The sequence below is a fragment of the Calyptranema fuscum S582 genome, from assembly GCF_055793305.1.
In genome coordinates this window covers 18843-44586 of sequence record NZ_JBSLYH010000026.1, presented here as the reverse complement: position 1 = coordinate 44586, position 25744 = coordinate 18843, and the positions used below count along the sequence as shown (strand labels likewise).

At 50.6% G+C, this 25744-nt stretch carries 19 protein-coding genes; 11 read left to right on the top strand and 8 right to left on the bottom strand.

The features are described 5' to 3' along the window. Positions 1–34: 34 nt before the first annotated feature. Positions 35–2374 (bottom strand): ATP-binding protein, encoded by a 2340-nt coding sequence (locus ACR6Z4_RS17820; RefSeq protein WP_479718651.1) that lies wholly within the window; start codon positions 2372–2374, stop codon positions 35–37. A 334-nt stretch (positions 2375–2708) separates the two neighbouring features. Between ACR6Z4_RS17820 and ACR6Z4_RS17815 the strand changes: the two genes are divergently transcribed. Further along, positions 2709–4400 carry an ArnT family glycosyltransferase gene (locus tag ACR6Z4_RS17815; protein ID WP_479718650.1) on the top strand — a complete coding sequence of 564 codons (1692 nt, stop codon included), beginning with the start codon at positions 2709–2711 and terminating at the stop codon, positions 4398–4400. 91 nt (positions 4401–4491) lie between these two features. Beyond that, positions 4492–4704 carry an NAD(P)H-quinone oxidoreductase subunit O gene (gene ndhO / locus ACR6Z4_RS17810; protein ID WP_479718649.1) on the top strand — a complete coding sequence of 71 codons (213 nt, stop codon included), beginning with the start codon at positions 4492–4494 and terminating at the stop codon, positions 4702–4704. Positions 4705–4884: 180 nt separating this feature from the next. Here the strand turns inward: ndhO and ACR6Z4_RS17805 are convergent, their stop codons facing one another. Next, positions 4885–5286: a hypothetical protein gene (locus ACR6Z4_RS17805; RefSeq protein ID WP_479718648.1), complete on the bottom strand. Its 402-nt coding sequence runs from the start codon at positions 5284–5286 to the stop codon at positions 4885–4887. Between the two features lie 603 nt (positions 5287–5889). Between ACR6Z4_RS17805 and ACR6Z4_RS17800 the strand changes: the two genes are divergently transcribed. From ACR6Z4_RS17800 to ACR6Z4_RS17790, 3 genes are all read left to right on the top strand, one after another. Beyond that, a complete protein-coding gene (locus ACR6Z4_RS17800; RefSeq protein WP_479718647.1) occupies positions 5890–7269 on the top strand; it encodes a glycoside hydrolase 100 family protein in 1380 nt (459 codons plus the stop codon). Positions 7270–7632: 363 nt separating this feature from the next. Continuing rightward, positions 7633–7812 (top strand): DUF4278 domain-containing protein, encoded by a 180-nt coding sequence (locus ACR6Z4_RS17795; RefSeq protein ID WP_479718646.1) that lies wholly within the window; start codon positions 7633–7635, stop codon positions 7810–7812. A 115-nt stretch (positions 7813–7927) separates the two neighbouring features. After that, positions 7928–8110, top strand: a complete 183-nt coding sequence (locus ACR6Z4_RS17790) for a hypothetical protein (protein ID WP_479718645.1) — start codon at positions 7928–7930, stop codon at positions 8108–8110. A gap of 415 nt (positions 8111–8525) precedes the next feature. Here ACR6Z4_RS17790 and ACR6Z4_RS17785 read toward each other — a convergent pair whose 3' ends face one another. The 3 genes from ACR6Z4_RS17785 to ACR6Z4_RS17775 all read right to left on the bottom strand — a co-directional run bounded on the left by ACR6Z4_RS17785 (position 8526) and on the right by ACR6Z4_RS17775 (position 12444). After that, the gene (locus ACR6Z4_RS17785; protein WP_479718644.1) at positions 8526–9551 is read right to left on the bottom strand and encodes an ABC transporter permease; all 1026 of its coding nucleotides are present in this window, start codon (positions 9549–9551) and stop codon (positions 8526–8528) included. A 2-nt stretch (positions 9552–9553) separates the two neighbouring features. Continuing rightward, positions 9554–11203 (bottom strand): ABC transporter substrate-binding protein, encoded by a 1650-nt coding sequence (locus ACR6Z4_RS17780; protein WP_479718643.1) that lies wholly within the window; start codon positions 11201–11203, stop codon positions 9554–9556. A gap of 329 nt (positions 11204–11532) precedes the next feature. After that, a complete protein-coding gene (locus ACR6Z4_RS17775) occupies positions 11533–12444 on the bottom strand; it encodes a J domain-containing protein (protein ID WP_479718642.1) in 912 nt (303 codons plus the stop codon). 963 nt (positions 12445–13407) lie between these two features. On the opposite strand from ACR6Z4_RS17775, the gene ACR6Z4_RS17770 reads away from it, so the two are divergent. Together ACR6Z4_RS17770 and ACR6Z4_RS17765 are read left to right on the top strand one after the other, a co-directional pair. Further along, complete coding sequence (locus ACR6Z4_RS17770; RefSeq protein WP_479718691.1) at positions 13408–13803, top strand: NINE protein; 396 nt, start codon at positions 13408–13410, stop codon at positions 13801–13803. Between the two features lie 9 nt (positions 13804–13812). Continuing rightward, the gene (locus tag ACR6Z4_RS17765; RefSeq protein WP_479718641.1) at positions 13813–14382 is read left to right on the top strand and encodes a ComEA family DNA-binding protein; all 570 of its coding nucleotides are present in this window, start codon (positions 13813–13815) and stop codon (positions 14380–14382) included. A 92-nt stretch (positions 14383–14474) separates the two neighbouring features. On the opposite strand, the gene ACR6Z4_RS17760 is transcribed toward ACR6Z4_RS17765, so the two are convergent. Continuing rightward, positions 14475–15938 (bottom strand): 1-acyl-sn-glycerol-3-phosphate acyltransferase, encoded by a 1464-nt coding sequence (locus ACR6Z4_RS17760; protein ID WP_479718640.1) that lies wholly within the window; start codon positions 15936–15938, stop codon positions 14475–14477. 401 nt (positions 15939–16339) lie between these two features. Continuing rightward, positions 16340–16777: a winged helix-turn-helix transcriptional regulator gene (locus ACR6Z4_RS17755; protein ID WP_479718690.1), complete on the bottom strand. Its 438-nt coding sequence runs from the start codon at positions 16775–16777 to the stop codon at positions 16340–16342. 376 nt (positions 16778–17153) lie between these two features. Here ACR6Z4_RS17755 and ACR6Z4_RS17750 point away from each other — a divergent pair, with 376 nt between their 5' ends. The 4 genes from ACR6Z4_RS17750 (at position 17154) to ACR6Z4_RS17735 (ending at position 24644) form a co-directional block, all read left to right on the top strand. Continuing rightward, complete coding sequence (locus ACR6Z4_RS17750; RefSeq protein ID WP_479718639.1) at positions 17154–17849, top strand: alternative oxidase; 696 nt, start codon at positions 17154–17156, stop codon at positions 17847–17849. Positions 17850–18220: 371 nt separating this feature from the next. Beyond that, entirely contained in the window at positions 18221–20734 is a 2514-nt protein-coding gene (gene purL / locus ACR6Z4_RS17745) for a phosphoribosylformylglycinamidine synthase subunit PurL (RefSeq protein WP_479718638.1), read from the top strand. A 341-nt stretch (positions 20735–21075) separates the two neighbouring features. Further along, entirely contained in the window at positions 21076–22608 is a 1533-nt protein-coding gene (gene purF / locus ACR6Z4_RS17740; RefSeq protein WP_479718637.1) for an amidophosphoribosyltransferase, read from the top strand. Positions 22609–22727: 119 nt separating this feature from the next. Next, entirely contained in the window at positions 22728–24644 is a 1917-nt protein-coding gene (locus ACR6Z4_RS17735) for a hypothetical protein (RefSeq protein ID WP_479718636.1), read from the top strand. 5 nt (positions 24645–24649) lie between these two features. Here ACR6Z4_RS17735 and ACR6Z4_RS17730 read toward each other — a convergent pair whose 3' ends face one another. Next, on the bottom strand, positions 24650–25468 hold the full coding sequence (locus ACR6Z4_RS17730; RefSeq protein WP_479718635.1) for a TIGR00297 family protein: 819 nt from the start codon (positions 25466–25468) through the stop codon (positions 24650–24652). Positions 25469–25744 lie beyond the last annotated feature (276 nt).

Genomic DNA, 25744 nt, shown 5'->3' with positions numbered 1-25744 from the left:
CCGCCGCGCCACACCAAAACTGGGATTTTATGAATTAGATGGCAGGTGCTAACGCGGTTACGCTTTCCTTCTGGGGAACAGGTTGATACACAGGAATCTCGATGATAAATTTCGTGCCTGCTGCTGGCACGGATTCACACCAGAGTTTGCCGTTGTGTTTTTCGGTAATGATTTGGTAGCTAATCGATAACCCCAGACCTGTGCCTTTGCCAATAGGTTTAGTGGTGAAAAAGGGATCAAACAAGTGCGATCGCACGGTTTCGGGAATACCCGATCCATTATCGGCGATCGCAATTTGTATCTGCTCAGCCTCCGTCACAGACGTTTGAATTCGAAGGAGATTGGGAGTTGCCTGGATCTCTTGAAAGGTGCGGTTTTCATTTGTGTCTTCTAAAGCATCAATAGCATTACTCAACACATTCATTAACACCTGATTGAGTTGTCCAGGATAGCATTCCACCAACGGCAGCGCACCATACTCTTTGATCACTTGGATTTCAGGACGCTCGGCTTTTGCCTTGAGGCGATGATGCAGCAATAACAACGTATTATCAATACCCTCATGAATATCGACAATTTTAAATTCGGCTTCATCGAGACGAGAAAAGTTGCGGAGAGACAACACAATCTCACAAATTCGCGTCGTCCCCACTTGCATCGACCGCAGAATTTTAGTTAGATCGTCGGTCAAAAAGTCGAGTTCTGTCTTTTCTAACTGAGCTTGCAGGGATTGAGGCGGATTGGGAAAATGCTGCTGATAGGCTTGGATTAACACCAACAAATCCTGGGTGTACTCTTCGATATGGCACAGGTTGCCGTGAATGAAGTTGACAGGGTTATTGATTTCGTGCGCCACACCTGCCACCATTTGCCCCAATGCAGACATCTTCTCGCTTTGCACCATTTGTATTTGAGTGCGGCGCAGTTCTGCCAGTGTGTGGTTCAGTTGGGTATTCTTTTGACTCAATTCTTGAGTGCGTTGCATCACTCGATCTTCGAGTTCGGCATTGCTCTGCTCTAACGCCGCAAACGCGGTTTGCAATTGGGCTGCCATGTGATTAAACGATTGCCCGACGGCATCGAGTTCTTGAATACCGCTGGTTGTTACGTGATGGTCTAATGATTCGACTGCATTGGTCGAACTGGCTCTCTCGGCGATCGCTTTAGACGCTTGCTTTAATGCCAGAATCGGTCGGGCGATCGCCTTTGCTGTAACAATTCCCAACCCCGTTGCCACCACTAATGCAGCCAAACAGAGCATAATCGTTGTGCGGGTATTGGCGTTAATTTGTGCCATAAAATCTGATTCGGGCACGGTCACTACCACAAGCCAATTCAGCCCATAGGCATCTTTCCAGGGATTGATTTGCACATACTGGCGTTGCCCATTCAAAACAATGGTCAAGTCTTGTGGGGTTTGAATGGATTGCAACGGTAGAGATTGGTCTTGCAGACTATGGGCGATCGCCCGAATCACAGGTTCAGGGCTGTCGAGCACGTTATAGCGCTTGATTTCGTCATTTTCCTGATAAAAAATGGACTGGTCGCTAGAACTGCCAACCAATAAACCATCCCGCCCTACAATAAACACCTGTCCAGACGCACTAACATGCAGATCACGCAGAAATTCGCTAATTTGGGTGAGCAACAAATCAATGGTCATGACCCCCTGAAGCTGACCGCTCTGGTCATAAAACGGAGCCGATGCCGAAATAGCAACGTAAAAGAACCCGCTACTCAAATCCACATCTCTTTGCGCTTCTAGAGTATTGCCTAGCTGACTCACGGAAATATCGAGGTTTTCAGCAGAATAAATCCGCGTCCAGGTCAACTTGCCTGCGGCAATCGCATCTGCATACCATTTGTCGCTAAGGGGATCATAGTCATAGGTCTGCAAGCGTTCACCCCGATTGCCATAGCCATCCACCATAAAGTCGGATGAATTATCGTGTCCTGGCAAGTTTTCGTAGATAATGCTGTCCAATCCTCTGACCCATCGACCAACCCCAGTTTCACTCCCGTCTGGAAAGGTATCGCCGACGTACGCCAGAATTGGAAATGCCTGCGATTGTCTCCAAAAGTACCGTTCACTGGCACTGCGATCGCGAATATTCAAGTCTCCAGAGGCGATCGCATTGAGATTCATCTGTACCAATTGAATCGGCAATGATAGATAATCATCCAAATGATCATCCACTTGCTGACCTGCCTTATCCATCAATTGGCTAGATAAATCGTTTACCGCTTTCTGACCATTTCTGAACGATAAATACCCGACGATCCCCACAGCCGTAAAAATTTGCAGCACAAACGGGACAATCAACAGCCAATGCAATGAAATCGAGCGGGGGCGAAGACGACGGGCAGTTAGCATAGCGAGTCACTGCTATTTAAGAGCGGATGAGAGTTTTATAGCAAGTCTTAAGGGCGTGACGTACAAATTTTTGTGAGAGAGCCGCGCTCCGCGCGGCTCTCTCACAAAAACCATCACCTATCCAGTTGTGAAGCGCGATATACCTAAACAATGCCCATGACGTAGCATTCATGCCACACCATTGTGTAACGTTTTAGAGGAGAGAGGGAACAAAGAGCCAGTTGCATCGTTGCTATAGCAATCCCCAACGGGTTGTGAGAGGCGCACCCCTTCAGGCAGACGCTTTCACATCTGAACACTGAACAATTTGCTCATTCATCAGAGGTCGGCTATTTTGGGTTGGTTCAAACACGCGCTAAAAACCTGGTTACAGGGCAAACACAGTGCTGACTGGCTGTGGACAGGGGTTTTGTTAACCGCAGCGCTGATTTTGTTTTGCACAAACTTGGGTGGATTACCCTTGCGCGACTGGGATGAAGGCACGGTGGCTCAGGTTGCCCGTGAGATCTGGCGGGGCACACCCGATTCCCAAAGCTGGCTGTTTCCAAGCATTTGGGGTAAACCCTATCTCAATAAGCCGCTGCTGGTGCATTGGCTGATTGCGGTTGCCTATCACCTGGGTGGGGTGAATGAGTGGACGAGTCGGTTGCCAGGGGCGTTATTAACGGCTTTCTCGGTGCCGTTGTTGTATTGGACGGGACGAGAATTGTTTCACCGCCGTACCCCTGCCCTATTTGCAGCACTTATCTATCTAACAACGCTGCCGGTAGTCCGGCACGGGCGCTTGGCAATGTTGGATGGTGCCATCCTTTGCTTTTTGCTGTTGATGATGTGGTGTGTGCTGCGATCGCGTCGAGATAGCCGATTTGCGTTGGGCATTGGCATTGCCTTTGGCTTGTTGTGTCTGACCAAAGGGGTAATGCTGGGAGTGTTATTTGCGGCGATCGCCCTTGTCTTTCTGGCGTGGGATACTCCCCGATTGCTAACTCATCCCTACCTGTGGTTGGGCGTGTTTTTGGGCAGTGCACCCGTTGGCTTCTGGTATACCATCCAGTTGCAGCATTACGGGTCTGACTTTTTCAACAAAAATATGCTGGATCAGTCCTGGAGTCGGGTTTGGGACTCGGTCGAAAACCACGCGGGTCCACCCTGGTATTACCTGCTGGAAATTGTGAAATACGGCTTTCCCTGGTTGCTGTTTTTGCCGCAAGGATGCCGACTCGCATGGGAAAACCGCAACCTCAGTTGGGCAAAGTTAGCACTGGTTTGGGGGGCAGGTTACTTCATCACCGTTTCGCTCATGGTGACCAAATTGCCCTGGTATATTCTGCCAATCTATCCGGCGCTGGCATTGCTGGAAGCGGCTCAAGTCACAGCATTGTGGGATAGTGGCGAACACAATGGCGTGCGCCAAACCCCAACTGCCTACCCACCGATCTGGATCAGCATCTTTACCTTCCTGGCAGTGTTGAGCAGTGCTGGAGCCATTTTCTTTACCGGATGGTTGAATAGTTGGCTGGGGCTTTTCTCAACGGTGCCGTTTGGTGGACTGTATGTTGCCCCAGAACCGGATGTGGTCGCCGTATTGGTCAGCGTCACGATCACGATGATTGCCTCTGCTCTCTTGGTGGCTCGACAAAATGCACAGTTTTTAGTGGTGTTAATTTGGGGGATGTTTTTGTCGTTACTGACCCTGGTTTTATCAAGTCACTGGGTTTGGGAACTGGCAGAATCCTATCCCGTCAAGCCGGTGGCATATATTGTGCAAACCCATACGGCGATCGGCAGTCAGATTTATAGTTCCGACCCAGTGAATCGTCCATCATTAGCGTTTTATAGCGATCGCCAAATTATTTCAGCCCCCAATATCGATCGTCTCAGGCGACAATGGACGCGCTCAAACACACCGTTTCTCTTGCTCGACGCCGATACCCGCCAGGAACTGGCACTTAAACCAGAAGAAGTCAAAGTTTTAGGCAACGCCGAAGGCTGGACACTCATCACTAAAACCAATCGCAACCCCTAAGATTTCCCAATCCAAGAATGCCGCTCCGTGAGCGATCGCACCTTACAATAGTGCGTAGAACCTCTTAATTATTCATTTCACAGCAACCGCTATGGCAGTCAAAAAAGGTGATTTGGTGCGTGCCGTCCGAGAGAAGCTAGAAAACAGCATGGAAGCCAAAGCCAGCGATACTCGCTTCCCGTCCTACATTTTTGAGACGGCAGGTGAAGTTGTTGATGCCAGAGGCGACTATATGCTGGTGCGGTTCCTGGTACCCACCCCAAATATTTGGTTTCGCGCAGATCAACTCGAAAAAGCAAATTAGATATTTCGCCCGACACCTCGGTCGTCCTAAAAAAGTCTAAAAAAGTAATGATTTTTTGTGGCGCGGGCGACGCCCGCGCCACAAAAAATCATTACATGAATACCCTACCAACATCCCGCCTGACACCTTTATGCCGCCCGTGAAGTAAGCAGCGTGGTAGGGCATAAGGAATACATTCGCTTAAAATCCAGCCTGGAGTAAACGCGCCAGCCAGGCTGGACGATTTCCATAGGTCTGTTTGATGGAGCGAACGCGATCGCTAAATTCTGCTTGCTTACCTTGATGCACGGCTAATTCTTGTAAGGTCAGAATATGGGCAAGCGCCTCATCGTACGCCTTGGGTCGTTTCAACTCAATCAACTGAATAATCTTCTGCCATTGCTCATCGGCTTTAAGAGCCAGCTCTTCTAACTGTTTTAGCCGTGCTTTCTCAGCAGCTTGTTGTTGGTTGCGCTGCCGTTGTTCTTGTTGCTCAGTGGCGATCGCCATCAACGTTGCCAGCGATCGCTGTGATGAAATTCTTGTAGACCCAACAGGCGAGCCAAACCGCTGTCGCAACAGCAGCAGCAACTCTCTTCCCACCGTTTCACCCTGGATCGCACGAATTAAATAAGGAATGGGAATTAAATAACTCCGATGATTTGTTGTACGGGCGAACGGCCGTTCGCCCCTCCGAACGATTTAATATTCGCTCTTATTCAATCCACGATCCTAAGCATTGCGCTCTGCTAACGCTCAGCCGACTTGAATTTCACTATGTACCTCAGCCTCATTAAAAACTGGGTCGTGATAATCACAATTTTTCGTGACGCGGGCGACGCCTGCGCCACGAAAATCCTATCTGGGTCAGATTATTTTTGAAATGCTAGACCCCGCATGGCGTTTCAAAAATAATTTGCTTCTAGCCGAGCGCGAAGCGTTGTAGAACCTTTACAGGATGTAAAGTTTTTCCCTCCGGGAAAACTCTAGGTTCTTTGGCTAAACACGGTATCAATTCAGGGATCCAGCTCCATATTTGGGGAACAGGAACGAATGATATTCATCATAATGAAGGGGAATAAAATCAATACAGTTTGGCACCAGGAGATTCTTTCCAGCCATTCCTGATAGTGCCAAACTCAATCCGGCTGAAATGACTGTGCGATCGCCAGGTGTCTAACATCCAACGGTCGCACTCAACGTGAAATGAAGGAGGATCAAGGGTTGAACCAGCGATCGCTGTTAGAACAAGAAGCATGGGATGCACTGGAAAAATCAATTATTTACTACCGGGGGCTACCCATTGGCACGATCGCTGCCCGTGACTCAAACGTTGCTGCACTCAATTACGACCAATGTTTTGTCAGAGATTTTGTGTCCTCAGCCCTGCTGTTTTTGATCAAAGGTAGAGCAGAAATTGTTCGCCATTTCTTAGAAGCCACCCTCTACCTGCAACCCAAAGTTCGCCATTTAGATTGTTCCAAACCCAGTCGGGGTTTGATGCCAGCCAGCTTTAAGGTGGAATTGGCAAACGGGCAAGAAATCCTTAAAGCCGATTTTGGCGATCATGCGATCGGTCGCGTTGCCCCCGCCGATGCCGGACTCTGGTGGATTTTATTGCTGCGTGCCTATGTGATTGCAACCGACGACATGAGTCTGGCACGCCGTCCCGATTTTCAAGAAGGCATTCGGCTGGTTTTAGAACTTTGTCTGGTGACTCGGTTTGATATGTATGCCATGGTGTTGGTTCCCGATGGAGCCAGCATGATCGACCGTCGGATGGGTCTGTATGGGCACCCGTTAGATATTCAATCCCTGTTCTATGCGGCGTTGCGCGCCAGTCAAGAACTTTTGGTGGTCAACGACGAAAACCAAACCATGATTCAGGCTGTGGAATTGCGCCTGCCCTTATTGCTTAAGCAATTGCGCGAACATTATTGGATCGACCCGGAGCGGCTCAATGTCATCTATCGGTTTCGGGTAGAAGAATATGGGGAAGAAGTCCTCAACCAATTCAATCTCTATTCCGATTCCATTCCGTTTTATCGGTTAGCCAAATGGTTGCCCGATGGCGGCGGCTATCTTGCAGGTAATTTAGGACCGTCTCAACTCGATTGCCGCTTCTTCTCGATTGGCAATTTAATGGCAATTATTGCATCGCTGGCAAACGAAGAACAATCTCACAAAATTTTGAATTTGATTGAATTGCGCTGGAATGATCTGGTCGGCTATATGCCGATGAAGTTGTGTTATCCAGCATTAGAAGATATTGATTGGCGAATTGTTACGGGAGCCGACCCCAAAAATCGCCCCTGGTCGTACCACAATGGCGGCAGTTGGCCTGTTTTACTCTGGCTACTGACGGCAGCCGCCAAGAAGATGGATCGAGGGGAATTGGCACATCATGCGATCGCCGTTGCTGAGCGGCGTTTATCCGACGACCAATGGCCAGAATATTACGATGGACCCGACGGACGGTTAATTGGAAAAGAGGCTCGCACCCATCAAACCTGGACGATCGCAGGCTATCTGCTTGCCAAAGAACTGATCGCCAACCCTCAACATCTCAACCTCATCACACTCTAAATCAGGTCTTAGCACAGACCCAACCAGCAATTCTCAATGGCATGAAGCACAAGGTGTTGTGAGAGAGCCGCGCTCTGCGCGGCTCTCTCACAGCAAGTTTCAATCGAGCAGAGTACAGATTATTTTTTGAAAGCCATGCTCCGCATGGCTTTCAAAAAATAATCTGGTTCTATCCGAGCACAAAGCGCTATGAGCGAGACGAATCGACCCAGGCGCGAAGTGCGATCGTGATGCCGATCACGGCGATCGCCCATTAGTATCACATTTCCTTGAGAGGAAAGTCACGAATCTGCCCCTGAAATCTGTCTGTTCCAGCGTGAAGTACTTACTATCACAGCCCAACGAACTCAGGAGTCAACCCCCATGCACCTCAACTATCGTGGTCTTTCCTACCCCTCGGAAGCGACTGTTGAATCGGTTTCCGGTGAAGCTTCCGGCAAATATCGTGGCATTGCAATGAAAATGGGTCGCACCGTCAGCAACATGGCTCAGTCCCCTGTTGCGCTCCGCTATCGCGGTGTTCCCTATACCAGCCATCCCTAAAACATTAGATTGAGGCAATGAGCAGGCGATCGCCAAGGATCGACTTCTCCTATACCTCGATCGCACCAGACTCTCCTCTCACAGCACTTGAGTTTAAACGCTAGTCAGAAACACCATGAAATCGATCTATCGCGGCAACGTCCACACCCAGACCCCCGCCGAATCCAACCTCCATTGCAAACCCAATGTGATTAACTGGCGCTATCAGGCTCCAGGCGAAACCTACGGTCAAGACTACGAGCCAAGCTCAATTTACCGCCAACCCCACACCCTCAATCGGCATTACCAATCGAGTTAGTCATCCGCAAAGGTAAACTCCGATCCTCTCGGTACCCCTAATAAATAGATAGATAGATAGATAGATAGATAGATAACAACAGACCTCGTTTAGCTTGGGAACTGGAGTTTCCTTACGAGGTAGCTCCAGTTCCCAAAATAGACTGAGTTCAGGTCGTCAGACTCAGCTCTGATATCGATAAGTAGGAAGTTGTTAACGGCAACCATCGCCACCGCATCAGTCACTGCATCCATACACGCCTATTGCACTGACCTCCCACAACTTCTGGTGATACCTATATAAGCCCTGGGCGTGAGCAAACATAGGGTCAGGAAGAAACAGCAAGCTGTTTCTTCCTGACCCATAGACTTAAATCAGCGGTGAAAGCGCCCGCCTGAAGGGCGGGCGCTTTCACCGCTGATCGTTAGCATCATGCTTAATAACGAATCCGGGGATCAACCCAGGCATTGAGGATATCGATCAAGATAGAGGCGATCGCCACAATGGCTGCAAAAAAGACAATTAAACCCTGAACCACAGGATAGTCACGAAAGGCGATCGCTTCGTATAGGCGATTGGCTAACCCTGGCCAGGAAAACGTCACTTCAGTTAAAACTGCGCCACCCAAGAGCGAGGCAACCGTCAAGCCCAACACCGTGATCACCGGGATCAACGCATTCTTGAGCGCATGAGCCACGACAATGCGAACTTCGGGAATACCTCTTGCTCGTGCCGCTTCCACATAATCCGATCGCAAGGTTTGCTTCAAATTCACCCGGACAATGCGTTCAAAAATGCCACTGAGCAAAATCCCCAACGTCAGACTGGGCAACGTGAGGTAGTAAATTGTGGTAAAGAAATGGGCTAAATTTCCTTCCAGCAAACTATCCACCAGATATAACCCTGTGATCGCAGCGGGTGGCGTTTCCGATAACGGAAACCGAGTGCCAATAGGAAACCAGCGCAACTGCACGGCAAAAATCAGTTGCAAAATCATCCCAAACCAATACATCGGCACCGCATAGGTGATAATGCCAAACAACCGTCCACCCGCATCCAATGGTGTGTTCGGTCTAGAAGCAGCGATCGCCCCCACACTAATGCCCACGGCTGCCGAGATCAGCATACTCAACACTGTCAATTCCACTGTTGCCGGAAAATGGTGTTGAATAATTTGCCAGACCGTCTCGCCCTGGCTGGTAATCGACGATCCCAAATCCAGCCGCAGCAGGCTGCCCAGATAGCGCAAATATTGCAGCCACAGCGGCGCATCCAACCCCAACTGTGCCCGCAATGCCTCCTTTGCACTATCGGGTGCCCGTGGTCCTAACACCACATCGACCGGATCTCCTGGCGTTGCCCGCAACAACAAAAACACCAGCGTCGTAATCGTCCAGATCATCAACGGTGCAAGTAAAATCCGCGAGAGGATGTAGTAACGCAGAGCAGTGGATCGGGACATATTTACTTACTGATTTGCCATAACAAGAACTGTTGCGTTGGCTCGATCGCCACTCCATTGACCCCATCTTGAGCAAACACATAGTCTTTGTTTTGCCAGAGAGGAATGTAGGGTACATCGGTTGCCATGATGTCTTGCAGTTCGGTGAAGATGGCATCGCGAGCTGCCGGATCTTGTTCAGCCCGTTGCTTTTGGATCAGCTCATTGGCTTTTTCGCTGTAATAAAACGAGCCTTGCGCCTGACTTTGTCCTGCTTCACAGAGAGTATCGGCAGACCCCTTGGTGCAACTGAGGAAGGGTTCGACGAAGGTATCAGCGTCGTAGTAGTCGGGATACCAGTTCGACAGCAAACTGGGGTAGACGCCTTTTTCGACGTTTTCCCACAGGGTTGCCCCTTCGGCACTGTTGACTTCGACAGTGACTAAACCGGGCAGCGCTTTTTCGACCGATTCTTTTAGCGTATTGGCAACGATGCTACGGGAGGTAGACGCGGAAGGGTACCACACTTCAAAACTCAGCGGCTTGGCTTCCGAAAATCCGGCTTCTGTGAGAAACTGCTTGGCTTTCTCAAAATCACCATCCCCATAGGCATCTTTGAAGACGGGTTTGTAGATATCGAAGCTATTGGGCAGCATACTGTAAAGCGGTTCTGCTTGCCCCTGGAACACCCGTTCGTTGATCAGGTTGCGATCGACCATTGAGGCGATCGCCTTTCGCACATTGAGATCATTAAACGGTTCAATCTTCTGGTTTAACGGCATGTAATTGATCACCGTTGTCCCGGCTTCGATCACCTGCCATCCTCCCTGATCGGCTTCTCGCTCCAGGCTGGCAATTTGGTCGGGATCAAGCGTCTGGTATGCCACATCTAAGCCACCCGTGCGGAAGGTATTGTACAGGTTGGCAGGGCTGGCAAAGATTTGGATATCAATCCCCTGGTTGGTCGGCTTGTCACCCCAATAGTCTGGATTCACGTCTAGCTTAATCGAATCGGTGGTGAACGATGCCAGCTTATAGGGACCCGACCCAACAAATGTATCCGGTTTAAACTGACCATCGCCAATGGCATAGGCAGTCGATGGCACTGGCGTCACACCCCAAAACGTCAGCAGTGAGGTAAACGCGGCAAAAGGTGAGTTGAGCTTGATCGTTAACTCATACTCTGCGGTTGCCTCAACCGATGCGATCTTTTCAGACAGCAAAAATGCCGGACGTCCGCCATTTTTCATAAACCGCTCGATCGAAAACGCCATGACCTCAGCATTAAAGTCGCTGCCATCGTGCAACGTTACCCCTTCGCGCAAGGGAATGGTGTAGGTTAGCCCATCGTCGCTGATGGTTGGCATCTCGGTTGCCAGTTGCGGGGTCAGTTCTGTTGTCCCTGGTTTGTAGGTGTAGAGGCGATCGCCCAGGTTATAGAGCAAAATTCCCGGAAAAATCTCATAGGCATCTGCCGGGTCAACCGTCCGCGCTTTCAACGTCGTCCCCATGGTCACTCGACCATTGCCTGAGGCAGACGAACTGGCACCATCGGTCGGTGGTGTATCTTTCGCACCACCGCAGCCCACGATCAGCGCAATACATAAACTAAACAGCCCTAAAGACTGAAGGAGCGATCGCCAGTGGCGACGAGAGAAGCCAAACCCGTTCATAAGGCAGTGCCAAGCATCAACAAGAATATCAAGTACTCCAAAGTTTATACCCTGTCAGTCACCCCTCAGCAAGATCTAAGGGGATGTGGATGGGGTCGTCGTCAAAAAGTCATGATGTTGTCTTGTGTGGACGATGCCGACGCCACACACCATCATGCTATGTCAATATGTCAATCAGAGTCTGAGCAGATCTCGTTTACAGCAATTTTCCATCGGATCAGGGATGCAAAGCCGCGCTCTGCGCGGCTTTGCATCCCTGATCGATCCAGGCGCGAAGTGCTATATCGTACTTCGTGTAAGGCTCTCACCTCGTTATCTGCGATCGCTGATTATCGCTTTTTGGCGAACATGCCAAACAAACCACCGCCTTTGGCTTCTTTACCATTGCTCGGTTGCTCTAGCTGTATTTTTAATTTGCGAGCATATTCCAATGCCAGTGGGTCGTGAGGATTTAGCTTCAAAGCCTGCTTAAAATGCACCTTTGCCATGCCTTCCATATTCTGCATGAAATACACTTTGGCTAGCAGAGAATGATATTCGCCCTTATTCGGTTCAATTTTGATGGCATCGCGTAATTCCTGAACTGCCATTTGCCAGTTTTCTTTTCTGACATATTCTTCAGCCCGACGATAATGCCGTAATGCGTAGTTGGTGCGAGAGGGGCTTTCTGCTGGCGTCGGAGAAAACTGGATGCTTGGGGCATCCGTCACCGGAACCATGCCCAGACGTTTTTCGCGGATCAGCGGCTCTCCCATCTTCATCCGCAGATACACGAGGTTGAGTTCGCTCAACTGTTGGATCGTGCGCTCTAGTTGATCGATCTGCTCGCACCGTTGATATTGTTGTTCAGATAAACCAGCGATCGCCTGTTCATAAAACACTTCAATATCGGCAACGGGTGTAGTGAGCAATCGCCGAGACAGATCCATTTGCGGATTGAGCGGTTCTTCTCGACTGGTGCGGCGCACTCGAAACCGCAACGTTGCCATCGCTTCTGCCCGACCATTTTCTAGCTTGAGACGCTGATAGGCAGGGTTGACCAGCCGAGCCAGAATTTGACTGGATAGTTCTTTAGTAGAAGGTTCTTCAGTGGCATAGCTGTCTGGATGGAGGAGTTTGGCGATCGTTCGATAGCGTTTCAGCACACGGCGATCATCCGCAGCTACAGAGATACCTAGCACGGCATATGGATCGGATGACAACTGACTCAGCCAGTCTGAGGAAAACACAGTCTGTGACATTTTTTAGTCAGCTTTAGCACTGTAAATGAACAAGAGCGGTATACGGGTGGTATACGGAGATAGCCCAATTGTTCTCCTGAGTAGGTTTTGATCCACTACTGAGGGGCAGGTGACTTGATGAGTGAGTCCTGAAACGGTACGCGCAACACCGACTGAATCGAGGCTGACTCTAAACCAATTTTTTCTGCTCTTTGATTGAGGCTTTGAGCGGGTTGATCTTAAAGCTCTGAGAGTTAAATTTCAGATTTGAATGTTTAATTTACTTAAGTATCAGCCATGCTCGGTCGCATACCGGAAAGTTTTACAAAGACTTATCTATACTGCAAACCGTATAGACGGTGTCTCAAAGAATCAATAAATACTCGGTGGATGCGGTAAATGCTGACCTCAGAGTTGATGGGATATTCATCAACCTGCTATATATTTAGCTTCTAACGTTTAGTTTAACAGTCGTCTATAAGATTGGCATATCTTCCAAAAGATACACACAAAAGATACATACTTTACGGACAGACCCCCTGTTAAATTTTAATGTTTAATCGCCCCGTATCCCCAGCTTCTACTGAGTACTGTATCAATTTTTTTTGGATAAGGGGTAAGGGTACCACCACCCTATCGGAGTTTTTCCCGCTCGATTCAGGATCTCTACACCCTTAAACCCCGCAACTTTTTTGGGAGAGTGCGGCTTCGCCGCACTCTCCCAAAAAAGGTACTCAAGTTATTTTTATGAGGATCCTTAACGAGGTGATGTGCTAGAAATACGGATCATGATTTGCCGGATGGGAACTCTACGCAAAATTATTATTCGCCGATGGGAGACATTGATGTTTCTCCCTCCTTTTTGAATAAGTTCTCGATCCGCAAGCCAAAATCGGGACGACTGCTTTAGGCTTGAATTATGCAGGGTATTGACGGTAAGATTCCGCTCAATCTGCACATTCAACGGAAACCCCTGTGAATAGTATGCTGAGCGCGCCTAAAAACCAAAAAATAGCCGTTATTCTGGCGATCGCTGGCTTGTTTTCGCCAGTTGCAGGTTTACATAAGTTTTATTTGGGTCAACCCGGATGGGGCGTACTGTACCTCGTTCTATCCTGGACACCGATTCCTAAAATTGCCAGCGTGATTGAGGGACTCTGGTATTTGTCGTTGCATCAAGACGAGTTCAATCGCAATTTCAACCTCGGTCGGATGATGCCCGGCACCGCCACACCGACGGGGGGAACCGCAAGCGATCCAACGGGAGTGGAGGCGATCGCCTCTGCATTACGACACTTAGACCAGTTGCGAGAAGATGGGTTGCTTTCGGAATATGAATTTGAGCAAAAGCGGCGACAATTGCTCGATCGAATTAGCTAGGAGACATGCATGGCTCTGTTCGATTGGTTAGCCTCTGCCAGACAGGTTGGAGACAGTATGAAAAGCCAACTTCAACCCTTGCGCTCTAAGCTATTAAACGATCCGTATTATCGGTTTCAGTCGATTGAAGAGTTGCGGGTAGCCGCCAGCCTGGGCATTAAAATTGACGCCAATCGAGCAACTGTCGATGACTGGTTACGCTTACCAGGGCTTTCGATCCACCAGGCGCGATCGCTCGCATCCCTCAGTCGTACCGGCGTGCAATTTCATTGCCTGGAAGACTTAGCCGCTGCGCTGAGCCTTGCCGTCGAACGACTGAGACCCTACGAACCCGTGCTGCAATTTTGTTATTACGATGCCAACAGCATTTGTGACGTGCAATCGATTGACCCCAATACAGCCTCTATTGAAATGCTGACGCGCCTTCCCGATGTTGATTTGTTTTTGGCTCGCAGCATTGTGCAAAATCGTCAACGCCTGGGTCGCTATCGCAATCTCACCGATCTACAACAACGGTTAGCGCTGCCAGGGTCACTGGTTACCAACCTGATGCACTATCTCCACTTCTCTGCTAAATGAGCCTGGATCTGCCAGTTCATCAGATCTTAGTTTTTTGGGGCGCGGCTCCGCCGCGCCCCAAAAAACTGGGATTTCATTGAATGTTGAGTCCCTTAAATAATCATTTGCTCCAATGCCGTTTGCAGCTCTTGAGTCAGATCGGCAACGGCTTTGCGGCGATTGGCTTGATAAGCCTCCCAGCGATCGCCCACTACAATCGGTTCACCGACCGTCATTTGCACCTGTTGCGGCGCTAACTTAGGTCGAGCAGAGACGGTTTTCCCGGTAATCTTTGCCACCATTTCCCAAACCAGCAATAGGGTTTCGGCAAAGCGTTCGACCGTGGGTTTTTGGATCACATATCGCCCGGTAACACTGACAAAAGACTCCACCAGCCGCATATGCCAGATCCGTAAGCTAGCTTCTTCGGCAATCCGGTCTGCCAGCCCTCGTTCTACGGGAGAGAGCGATTCAAATTGTTTGAGATCATCTCGATAAATCCGATCCCACCCTGCTTGTTCAAGCCGACGACAGCGATCGGTAAAGCTGCCTTTGGGGGTCAGTTCAAAAAATTGCTCGGCAACGGTCAGTGCCGCATTCATTAAAGCTTGCAGTCGTTGCGACAGGTGTTGATTAATCGGCTGATCAATCGGTTCAGTCCCGTCTCCCAGATCCACAGCCGGAGTATCTGCGACCGGGATGGCAGAGCGATCGAGTTTTTGATGATAGAACTTGACATAAAACTGTTCGACCAGCGTCAGCAAATGTTCACCCAAGCGATATAGCCGTTGATAAAGCTGGGCTTCTTGGTCGCAGGTAAAAGGGCGATCGCCTGTGCTGAACTCTGCTGTAGACGCGACATCCGGAGGGGAAGCACTGGTCAGACCACTATCCTCTTCCAGCTGACGCAACAATTGCTCTAGAGCATTCCACGGCTGATTGAGATAGTGATATTGAATTCCGAGGGGCACAATCAACACCTGTTGCGATCGCCCTTCTTTGCGCAGGTCATCCAGGCACCAAAAGCCGAATTGAGCGATCCCCGGTTCGATCGGGCTTACAATTTCGTTGTGTCCATTGGTTGCTCCCTCTGGAGCCGCTGCCATAGGAAATGGACCCCTGGCAAACAATTGACGAATCGAGCGCAACCCTTGAGTATCAACTTTGCCCCGTCGAATCGGCGTACAACCCAACTGAGCACACAACCAGCCCACCGCTTCGCCTGCCCAGAGCGGAATCCCTCGGTCATAAATAAAATGAGCATGGGGGAGGGATTTCAGCACAATTCCTTGTTGTCGGGCAATTTTAGGCAACTCATGCCAGAGCAAATATGCCATACACAACGGGTCGTTGGTGCTGGGATGGCGAAACGCAATCATAAAGCGAATTTTGTCGGCTTGAAACTGCTCGTAGAGCTTCGCCAAAATGGCTGCATTGTTGACCTGAATTTCAGGAATTTGCACCCGCCAGCGCAGCCACAGCGGCAGCAGCGGACGCATCACTTGGGTCACAAGGGGATTAAACGCTGGCTCGATAAACTCCAAAGAAGGCTGAGCTTGAGAGATAAGACGGGGCAAGGGAACGACCTCCAGGAAACTGTAACCCAACAAAATTCGCGATGCCGCAGGATCAGCGATTGAACAAAACCGGGAATTGAATGAAGTATTTTTTTATCGTCCATGCTCCATCGGTCCGTCAGTCCAGCGAGCCAGACACTTTTTTATCTGGACGCTAAATCTGGAATCTGATGCCATGCAGGTGAGATGCAGATGCAGGGAATTAGGAAAGCCGGGAAGATTACTGCTAACGAAAATACCCGAATTCGCACGGTGTCGCGTTTCGACTTCGCTCAACGCTCAAGATATATGAGCTGGGCTGCTGTCGCGTTTCGACTCCGCTCAACGCTCGAGATATATAAGATAGGCTGAGCGGAGTCGGGTGGGCTGAGCGGAGTCGAAGCCCAGATCAACAACCAGATTCATCCCTGGACATCTTCTAAGACCCCATCCCAAGTCCTCACATTTAAATTCATGGTTTCATTCAGCAATGCGGCTTGCGAAACCACACCATCCAATGGGCAAAGGCAGGCATCTTGCTCTAGCCACTGACTCCCCACCAGATGGAGAGCCGCCATAACCGGCTGAAGACCCTGACCTTTTTCGGTCAGAGAATACTCTACATGGGGCGGAATTTCTGCATAAACTGTGCGACTCACCAGCCCATACGCCTCCAGTTCTCGCAATCGCCCTGTCAGCGTTTTGGTACTGATCCCCGGTAGCGCCTCCAGCAATTCATGGGTGCGGCGATCGCCCATAAATAACTCTCGAAAGATCAAAATTGACCATTTGTTGCCGATCAAATCCAAGATGAACTGGATCGGACATTTGAATTCCATACAGGGATTGGTGCGATTCATTGTCATCTTTGTTGAGCATGCAGCAAGGCACAACTGTAGAGTTTGATCTGAGTTTTCCTCATTACAAAGGCTTGTTCAACAAAGTGGAATAGCTTTAGTTATATTTAAAGGTTTTTTACAGAACAGCCCGAAGTCGGTCAGGCATCCAAATCTTTTACTTTGCGCCACTATAGAGCCGTTGAGAATCTGTCTTGCCGCTGCCTGAGAGATCGCTAGGATGCAAAGTAGGTAGCTCACACATGTCTTGTCATAGGGAACTACCTAACTTCGTCAGGTTCGGGATGATTGGCAGCATCGTCTACCAATCATCCCTGTCTATCGAAGCGATCAAGGTGAGCTTACCACTGACTTTAGTTGTGGGATTCGGAGAGTTTTCATGATTCGCTTATTGGTTGGCGTTTTAGTTTTTGTGATCAATACCGTCTATCGCGATCGCCCTATTCCTCGGTTTTACGTGCTGGAAACCGTAGCCCGAGTGCCCTACTTTTCTTACCTGTCTGTCTTGCATTTGTATGAAACCCTCGGGTTATGGCGGAAAGCAGATTGGCTGAAAGTCCACTTTGCAGAATCATGGAACGAACTGCACCACCTATTGATTATGGAAGAGTTGGGCGGTAGCCAGTATTGGATCGATCGCTTTTTGGCGCGTCACGTCGCCTTACTGTACTACTGGATTATTGTTGTCCTTTATTTCTTCTCTCCCCGTTCGGCTTACCACTTCATGGAACTGGTTGAAGGTCACGCCTATCATACCTACGACCAATTTTTGAAAGATCAAGAGGCAGACCTGAAAGCCCAACCGGCTCCCCAAATTGCCATCAGCTACTACCGCGACGGTGATCTCTATATGTTTGACGAATTTCAAACGGCTAGAACACCCGAAGAACGTCGTCCTAAAGTCGAAAATCTCTACGATGTATTTGTCAATATTCGAGACGACGAAATCGAACATGTGAAGACCATGGTGGCGTGTCAGCGACCCAATGCCCAAACCACATTCAAGAGTCCTCACAATGCCAGCGTTATCCCTGCGGTAGACACCGAAAACGATACGACTGCTTTAGCCCACTAACCCGAATGATTCACCAGAATTTTCGACTCCAGTGTCCCGACTCTAACTGGATATCGAATTGACCCTAAATTGAAGGGACATGGCGTTGATTCAGTACGGTGTTGTGGGGCGCGGAGCGCCCCACAACACCGTTTCTGTGCTTGACGAACTTGCACCCCAATGTATAGCGCTTCGCGTGGCTAGATTACGGGTGTTGCGAGAGAGCCGCACTCTGCGCGGCTCTCTCAATAGTTTGTACTTCACGCCATTGAGATAGGACAGGTGAGGATTGGAAACGCGGCGTGCCGCGTTTCCAATCCTCACCATTCTGGTGCTGAGCGCGTGGCGCTATAACTTAGAATTGAGCTTGTCTTGATGTTGCTGGGGCTTTTATGTCTGCCATTTCCTCTGCTCCGTTTTCGCCCGAAGAAATTGCCTCTGAAGGTCTAAAGCCAGATGAATATGATGAAATTGTTCATCGGCTCGGACGACATCCTAATAAAGCCGAACTGGGTATGTTTGGGGTGATGTGGTCAGAGCATTGCTGTTATAAAAACTCCCGTCCGTTACTCAAGCAGTTTCCCACGACAGGCGATCGCATTTTATTGGGACCTGGCGAGAACGCAGGTGTGGTCGATATGGGCGATGGCTTGCACCTGGCATTCAAAATCGAATCTCACAACCATCCATCGGCGGTCGAACCGTTTCAAGGCGCAGCCACAGGCGTCGGTGGTATCCTCCGCGACATTTTTACCATGGGTGCCCGCCCCATTGCCATCCTCAATTCTCTTCGGTTTGGTTCATTGGATGATGCCCGTACCCGGCAGTTAGTCAATGGTGTGGTTGCAGGCATTGCCCACTATGGCAATTGCGTTGGCGTGCCAACGGTGGGTGGCGAAGTCTACTTTGACCCCGCCTATTCAGGCAACCCCTTAGTCAACGCCATGGCTTTGGGACTAATGGAAACCCCAGAGATTGTTATATCGGGGGCAAAAGGCATGGGCAATCCCGTTCTCTATGTCGGTTCTACGACCGGACGCGATGGCATGGGTGGAGCCAGTTTTGCCAGTGCTGAACTGAGTGATGCCTCAATGGACGATCGCCCTGCGGTGCAGGTTGGGGATCCGTTTTTAGAAAAATCGCTGATTGAAGCCTGTCTTGAAGCCTTCCAAACCGGGGCAGTAGTTGCCGCCCAGGACATGGGAGCAGCTGGCATTACCTGCTCTACATCAGAAATGGCAGCCAAAGGTGGCGTCGGCATTGAACTGGATTTAGATAAAATTCCCGTGCGCGAAACCGGGATGGTGCCTTACGAATATCTCCTATCCGAGTCGCAAGAGCGGATGCTGTTTGTTGCCGAAAAAGGGCGCGAACAAGAACTCATCGATATTTTCGAACGTTGGGGACTCCATGCGGTGGTCGCAGGTCGCGTTATTCCTGAACCAATTGTCCGGATTTTGTTTCAGGGCAACGTAGCTGCCGAAATTCCGGCTACAGCATTGGCAGACAATACCCCAATCTACCATCGGGAATTGTTAGCCGAACCACCCGATTATGCCCGTCAAGCCTGGGCATGGACAGCAGCCGATTTACCCCCCTGCGCCCCTGAAGGCATTGAAATTCCCCGCTCGGGTACCTCCGGTGAAACGCTTCACGCTAGCTGGAACGATATTCTGCTGACGTTATTAGAAACCCCCACGATCGCCTCTAAACGGTGGGTCTATCGGCAATACGATCATCAAGTGCAAAACAATACCGTTTTGCTCCCTGGAGGCGCAGATGCGGCGATCGTCCGCCTCCGTCCACAAGTCAGCCAGGATGAAACACCTAACTTATCATCGCCTGCATCCTTCACCAAAGGCGTTGCGGCAACCGTCGATTGCAATGCCCGTTACGTCTATCTACATCCCTACGAAGGTGCAAAGATGGCAGTTGCCGAAGCAGCTCGCAATCTTAGTTGCGTTGGGGCTGAACCCTTAGCCGTCACAGATAATTTAAACTTTGGTAGCCCCGAAAAGCCGATTGGATACTGGCAATTGGCAGAAGCCTGTCGAGGACTCTCGGAAGCCTGCCGGGAATTTAGCACACCCGTCACCGGCGGCAACGTCTCTCTCTATAACGAAACTCTCGATTCCGATGGTAAACCCCAACCCATCTACCCCACCCCCGTCGTCGGCATGGTTGGATTGATCCCCGATTTAGCAAACATTGCAGGTCAAGGCTGGCAAACGGAAGGGGATGTGATTTATTTGCTGGGCGTTGTGGGAGATGGGGGAGTTGGGGGAGATAGGGGAGATAGGGGAGATGGGGAAGTTGGGGGAGATGGGGTCATAGCATCTTCCTCACCCTCCTCACCCTCCTCACCTCCCTTACCTCCCTCACTCTCACCCCTCACCCTTGGCGCTTCGGAATATCTGGCAGCAGTCCACGGGATTGTAGCTGGGATGCCGCCTGTGGTGGATTTTGCTCTGGAAAAGCAGGTGCAAGCTGTGTGCCGAAACGGGATTCGGCAAGGTTGGGTGCGATCGGCGCATGACTGTGCCGAAGGAGGCTTAGCCGTTGCGTTAGCCGAGTGTTGCATTAGTGGAGGTAAAGGTGCAGCGATCGCCTTAAAGGTTCCAGATCAAGCAGCCGCAGCCTCTCCATCGGTTCTGCGGTGGGATCACCGTCTCTTTGCAGAAGGAGGAGCGCGAATTTTAGTATCCGTATCTCCAGATCAGGTGGAAACTTGGGAATCTTATCTAGATGCACACCTGGGCAGGAATTGGCAACAACTGGGTCGGGTCGGTAGTGTCAAAGACACACTGACTATCACGACGACCGATGGATTGGGTTTGATTAATCTAGACGTTGCAACGCTCAGCGATCGCTGGTTACATGCCATCGAGCGACGTTTGGCAGTTTGAATCTGAGGTTGTGGCTTTCCGGCTCGTCCTTACGCTAGTGTTGAGGTAGTAGATTAAGAAATTGTTATGATCATTACCTTTGATCCTGAGTCGTTTAGGGTCGTGGATGTAATAAACCCGAAGAATTTATTGATGGAAGCGTTGCGTTGCAACGCTTCCATCAATAAACGTCTGGGTTTTATTTAATTTGTGATCCTCAGGTATTGATCTCGTTTAAATCCATCTCACTGTTCACCGATTTAGCCATGCCAAATTGGGTAGTGGTGAATGGCGATCGCTCAACTCCGTGACTGTTCCCTGTCCTTACATTACTTGCAACAACATAGGAGCTAGATTCTCGCATGATGCCACATCCTGCCGACCATCTATCCTCTGGAGAAAATTCTTCAGAGTTTGTGAAACCTGGTTCCGATTTGAATCGTCCCGATAAACCCGAAGAAGCCTGCGGCGTCTATGGGATTTATGCACCGGGAGAAGATGTTGCCAAGCTGACCTATTTTGGATTGTATGCTTTACAACATCGCGGGCAGGAATCCGCAGGGATTGCTACCTTTGAGGGTGATCAGGTTCATCTCCATAAAGAGATGGGGTTAGTCTCTCAAGTCTTTAATGAAAAGATTTTGATGAGCCTACCAGGGCAAATGGCAGTGGGACATACACGCTATTCCACCACCGGGTCGAGCCGTGTGGTTAATGCTCAGCCCGCCGTCGTCGAAACCCGTCTGGGAAAGCTGGCACTGGCACACAATGGCAACCTGGTGAACACGTCTGGCTTGCGAGAGGAGTTGATCAAATCAGATTTCCAATTGCTTACGACCACGGATTCTGAAATGATTGCGCTGGCGATCGCCCAGGAAGTCAACAGCGGTAAAGATTGGATTGAAGGCACCATCAGCGCCTTGAAACGGTGTCAGGGCGCGTTTAGCCTGGTCATCGGCACGCCCGATGGACTGATGGCGGCGCGAGATCCGAACGGCATTCGTCCCCTGGTCTTGGGCAGCCTCGACAATAGCGACACCAATGGCAGCCAACCTTACTACGTATTGTCGTCGGAAACCTGCGGTTTAGATATTATCGGTGCCGAGTATCAACGGGATGTCGGTCATGGTGAACTGCTTTGGATTACTGACCAGGGGTTGACATCGATTCAGTGGGCAGAACCCGTCAAGCGCAAACTCTGCATTTTTGAGATGATCTACTTTGCACGACCCGATAGCATCATGAACGAGGAAAGCCTCTATAGCTATCGCTTACGACTGGGGCGGCAGTTGGCACAAGAATCGCCAGCCGATGTGGATTTGATCATCGGGGTTCCTGACTCTGGCATTCCAGCTGCGATCGGATTTTCTCAACATACGGGCATTCCGTATGCAGAAGGGCTGATCAAAAACCGTTATGTCGGACGGACATTCATCCAACCGACCCAGAGTATGCGGGAATCGGGCATTCGCATGAAGCTGAACCCTCTGCGCGATGTCCTGGAAGGGAAGCGGGTGCTGATGGTTGATGATTCAATTGTGCGTGGCACCACCAGTCGGAAAATTGTCAAAGCCCTGCGCGATGCCGGAGCCACCGAAGTTCATATGCGGATTTCGTCGCCCCCAGTGACGCACCCTTGTTTTTACGGCATCGACACCGACAATCAAGACCAGTTGATTGCTGCTACCAAAACGGTCGCTGAAATTGAACAGCAGATCGAGGTGGATAGTCTGGCGTACCTGAGTTGGTCGGGGATGCTAAAGGCGACTGGAGAAGACACTGAAAGCTTCTGCTCTGCTTGCTTTACCGGCGATTACCCAGTTTTGGTTCCCGACCCGGTCAAACGGTCGAAGCTACTGTTGGAAAAAACAGCCGCCGCTTCCACCTCGGTGTAAAGGGACGATACGCTAATGTCAGGGGATGAGCGTGGTTACACTACGCTCATCCCCTGCATCATGTGATGCACTCAGAGTGCGTCACGCGATACCCTACGATCCCTTGCCAACAATCATTCGTGAGACGCTTCTCCTGGTTCATCACCAGTATCCTGCCCTGGCTAGGATATATGGTTGTGCTGGTCTTGCCATTGCCTGGGCAGATCGGTTTAGCGGTGCGATACAATCCCGCGATCGCTCTGATTCTGATTGCGGGACTGTATCCGATCTATCGTCGTCCCGGCCGGATTGCCGCATCCATCAGCCTTTGCCTGACGCTCATCTTATTTGCCTTACCGCTGGCGGGTTTATGGAATAGTGGGGTGAGCGAGTATCCCACCCTGATTAGCGGATTCTTTCCCTTCACCGATGGCAGCAACTATTACACCGATGCCCGTCGAATTTTAGCAGGCAGTCGATTCAACGTTGTTTCGTCTGGCAGACCGCTATTTCCCGGATTGTTAGCCACCGTACTGGCATTAACCCAGCAAAATCTACAACTGACGCTGGCAGTATTAGTGGCGATCGCCACCCTGGCTTGCTTTTTCTTAACCCGCGAAATCCAACGGTTGTATGGCGTCATGCCCGCCCTCACCAGCCTCAGCGTCTTATTTTTGTTTTATCGCCGATTTATTGGCACGGTTTGGACGGAGCAGTTGGGCTTAGCCTTGGGGGCGATCGCCTTTACCGTCTTGTTGCGATCGATTCACCAGCGACAATCCAGCTTATTTTTAGGCGGCTTATTGCTGCTGTCGCTGGCACTGAATGCCCGTGCCGGAGCCTTTTTTGTGCTACCGCTGCTGATTGCCTGGGGCAGCTGGTTTTTCGCCCAACCCAGCCACTCCACCCATTCGTTTTCTCACAAACGAGCGTGGCAATGGTCGAGATCCTGGGCAGCGATGGGCTGTATTGCTGTTGGGCTGGGCTTTGTGCTCAATCACGGGGTGCTAGCGATCGTGGGTCGAGCCGATTTAGGATTTTCTAACCTGTCCTATACCCTCTATGCTCAGGTGGTGGAATCGCCCAACTGGCGGCAAGTCTGGATTGATCATCCCGACGTCTTTCAGATCGAGCAAGCCGACGTTGCCATCCGCCGGATTTATCAACTCACCTGGACTGCGTTTCTGCATCACCCGCTGGGCATCGTTCGCAGTAGTCTGGCAGCCATCCTCACCTACATCAATCCGGCAGCATCCGAGAATGCCCTTGGATTCATCGGCACCTATGGCAGAACAGCGCTGAGTTCGCTGATCACCGGAATTCTGTATCTTCTGAGTGCCATAGGACTATATGTGGGGTTTCAGCATCGCCAGGAGCCGAAGCAAACCTTTTTAGCGATCGCCAGTTTAGGGATTTTGCTCTCATTGCCCTTCGCCCCACCCTGGATGGATGGTGTGCCCTCGTCGTTGCGAATTTATGCAGCCACACTGCCGATTTCAGCGATTTTACCGGCATTGGGATTGTATTTTTGTCTGGAGCAACTGGGTTGGCAAGAACGCACCCAGGTCTCAACCCGCTCGACCCAAACCGTTCGATCGCCTTTGCCTCTGATCTTTGCGATCGCCCTGGTTATCCTGACGGTGGGAGGTGCGATCGCCAGCAAAACTCTCAGCCCCCTGCCCCAACTCAGCGCCGTCACCTGTCCCAATGGCACAGCCGCCACTCACATTCGCTACCATCCCCATGCCGTGATTCACCTGGTTGGCGATGACGAACCGACCCGTCTACCCAGGGTTCGCATCAGCGACTTCCACCCCGGTGTGGTGCAGGTGGTTCAATCCCTGGCTGCCACCTCTGGTCGTCCCCTACCTCTGGTAAAAACGACAGAAGAATTGCTCACGATCCCAGTCGGCAACACCCTGATTGATGCCGTTGATCTCAAAACCTTCCAACGGCTCTGGGTGGTTGCCAGCACCGATCGCTTACCAACCCAAGCAGGGGCGATCGCTGTCTGTGGGAGCCTGCGACATCAAGTTTTGCGAGTTGATCCTACCTAGCATTCCTATAGCGGTTGAGTCGTGCCGATCAGCCACATCGTCAGCAATGCTAAGGCGATCGCCGCGATCGCACCAATCAAGGTATTCACCACATTCACCACTTCATTGGTCAGCCAGTCCACCTTGGCTTGCAAGGTTGCCCCAATCACACTTTCTAGATTCGTGGCAATAAATGCTGCGACCATACAAATGCCAATGCTAAGCGGATCGATCAATTGCACTGCCCAGGCAACAGTGGCGATCGCTGCTGAACCCACAATACCTGCCAGAGTTCCTTCTAAACTGACTGCGCCTTCCGTTCCTTTCGGGACGGGCTTAAAGGTTGTGATCAAAAATGTATGCTTGCCATAGGCTTTGCCGACTTCACTGGCGCAGGTATCCGATAGTTTAGTACTGAGGCTGGCGACATAGCCCAATAGCAACAACCATAGGACTGCCTGCGGTAGAGCAGGACTCACCCCAACTGTATAAAACCCCAGGGCACAGATCGTAGCGACCAATGCCGAACCCCAAACATTTTCGGGGCCTCTGGCTCCAGAGCGTTTTTCAGCAATGCCTGCGGCTTCCTTTTGCGCCATCCCAATTCGCGTTACCGCCGACCCGACCAGAAAATAGACCATCATGACGCTATAGCCTCGCCAGCCCAGCGTTCCCCAGATAATAATCCCCAAGACCCAGGCGTGCAGTAATCCAGCCGGGGTCAAGAGTTTTTTGGGCGCAACCCAGGCGATCGCTGCCAATACCGTATTCAGCCCAACGGCAATAACCCAGGGCATGAAGATATCCAATAGCAAGGGATCGAGGGTAGAAAGCTGAAAGGGCATGGTTCGCCTCCGTAACAGAGTGATAGCCAGTAGGTTGATCGTCCAGGATTTTTAAGATCTTCGCTCAGGATCGGGGCTGAAATCATCGACCTTATACAGTGGGGGTGTGGGGGCTGTGCCCCCAGCCAGGGGTTCCACCCCTGCACCCCGTCCTGATTAACCCTCCAATGGCGGCAGTCGTTGGTAAATGGCGAGGTCCGAATAAATCATGCTTCGTCCCTACGATTAAAACCTAATTCGTTTAAAGGAAGCGATGGCTCCGCCATCGCTTCCTTT

Coding starts and splice junctions, on each gene's coding strand:
- ACR6Z4_RS17820 (WP_479718651.1), bottom strand. CDS start 2,374: ATGCTAACTGCCCGTCGTCTTCGCCCCCGCTCGATTTCATTGCATTGG.
- ndhO (WP_479718649.1), top strand. CDS start 4,492: ATGGCAGTCAAAAAAGGTGATTTGGTGCGTGCCGTCCGAGAGAAGCTA.
- ACR6Z4_RS17800 (WP_479718647.1), top strand. CDS start 5,890: ATGAAGGAGGATCAAGGGTTGAACCAGCGATCGCTGTTAGAACAAGAA.
- ACR6Z4_RS17795 (WP_479718646.1), top strand. CDS start 7,633: ATGCACCTCAACTATCGTGGTCTTTCCTACCCCTCGGAAGCGACTGTT.
- ACR6Z4_RS17790 (WP_479718645.1), top strand. CDS start 7,928: ATGAAATCGATCTATCGCGGCAACGTCCACACCCAGACCCCCGCCGAA.
- ACR6Z4_RS17785 (WP_479718644.1), bottom strand. CDS start 9,551: ATGTCCCGATCCACTGCTCTGCGTTACTACATCCTCTCGCGGATTTTA.
- ACR6Z4_RS17780 (WP_479718643.1), bottom strand. CDS start 11,203: ATGAACGGGTTTGGCTTCTCTCGTCGCCACTGGCGATCGCTCCTTCAG.
- ACR6Z4_RS17775 (WP_479718642.1), bottom strand. CDS start 12,444: ATGTCACAGACTGTGTTTTCCTCAGACTGGCTGAGTCAGTTGTCATCC.
- ACR6Z4_RS17770 (WP_479718691.1), top strand. CDS start 13,408: ATGCTGAGCGCGCCTAAAAACCAAAAAATAGCCGTTATTCTGGCGATC.
- ACR6Z4_RS17765 (WP_479718641.1), top strand. CDS start 13,813: ATGGCTCTGTTCGATTGGTTAGCCTCTGCCAGACAGGTTGGAGACAGT.
- ACR6Z4_RS17755 (WP_479718690.1), bottom strand. CDS start 16,777: ATGAATCGCACCAATCCCTGTATGGAATTCAAATGTCCGATCCAGTTC.
- ACR6Z4_RS17750 (WP_479718639.1), top strand. CDS start 17,154: ATGATTCGCTTATTGGTTGGCGTTTTAGTTTTTGTGATCAATACCGTC.
- purL (WP_479718638.1), top strand. CDS start 18,221: ATGTCTGCCATTTCCTCTGCTCCGTTTTCGCCCGAAGAAATTGCCTCT.
- purF (WP_479718637.1), top strand. CDS start 21,076: ATGATGCCACATCCTGCCGACCATCTATCCTCTGGAGAAAATTCTTCA.
- ACR6Z4_RS17730 (WP_479718635.1), bottom strand. CDS start 25,468: ATGCCCTTTCAGCTTTCTACCCTCGATCCCTTGCTATTGGATATCTTC.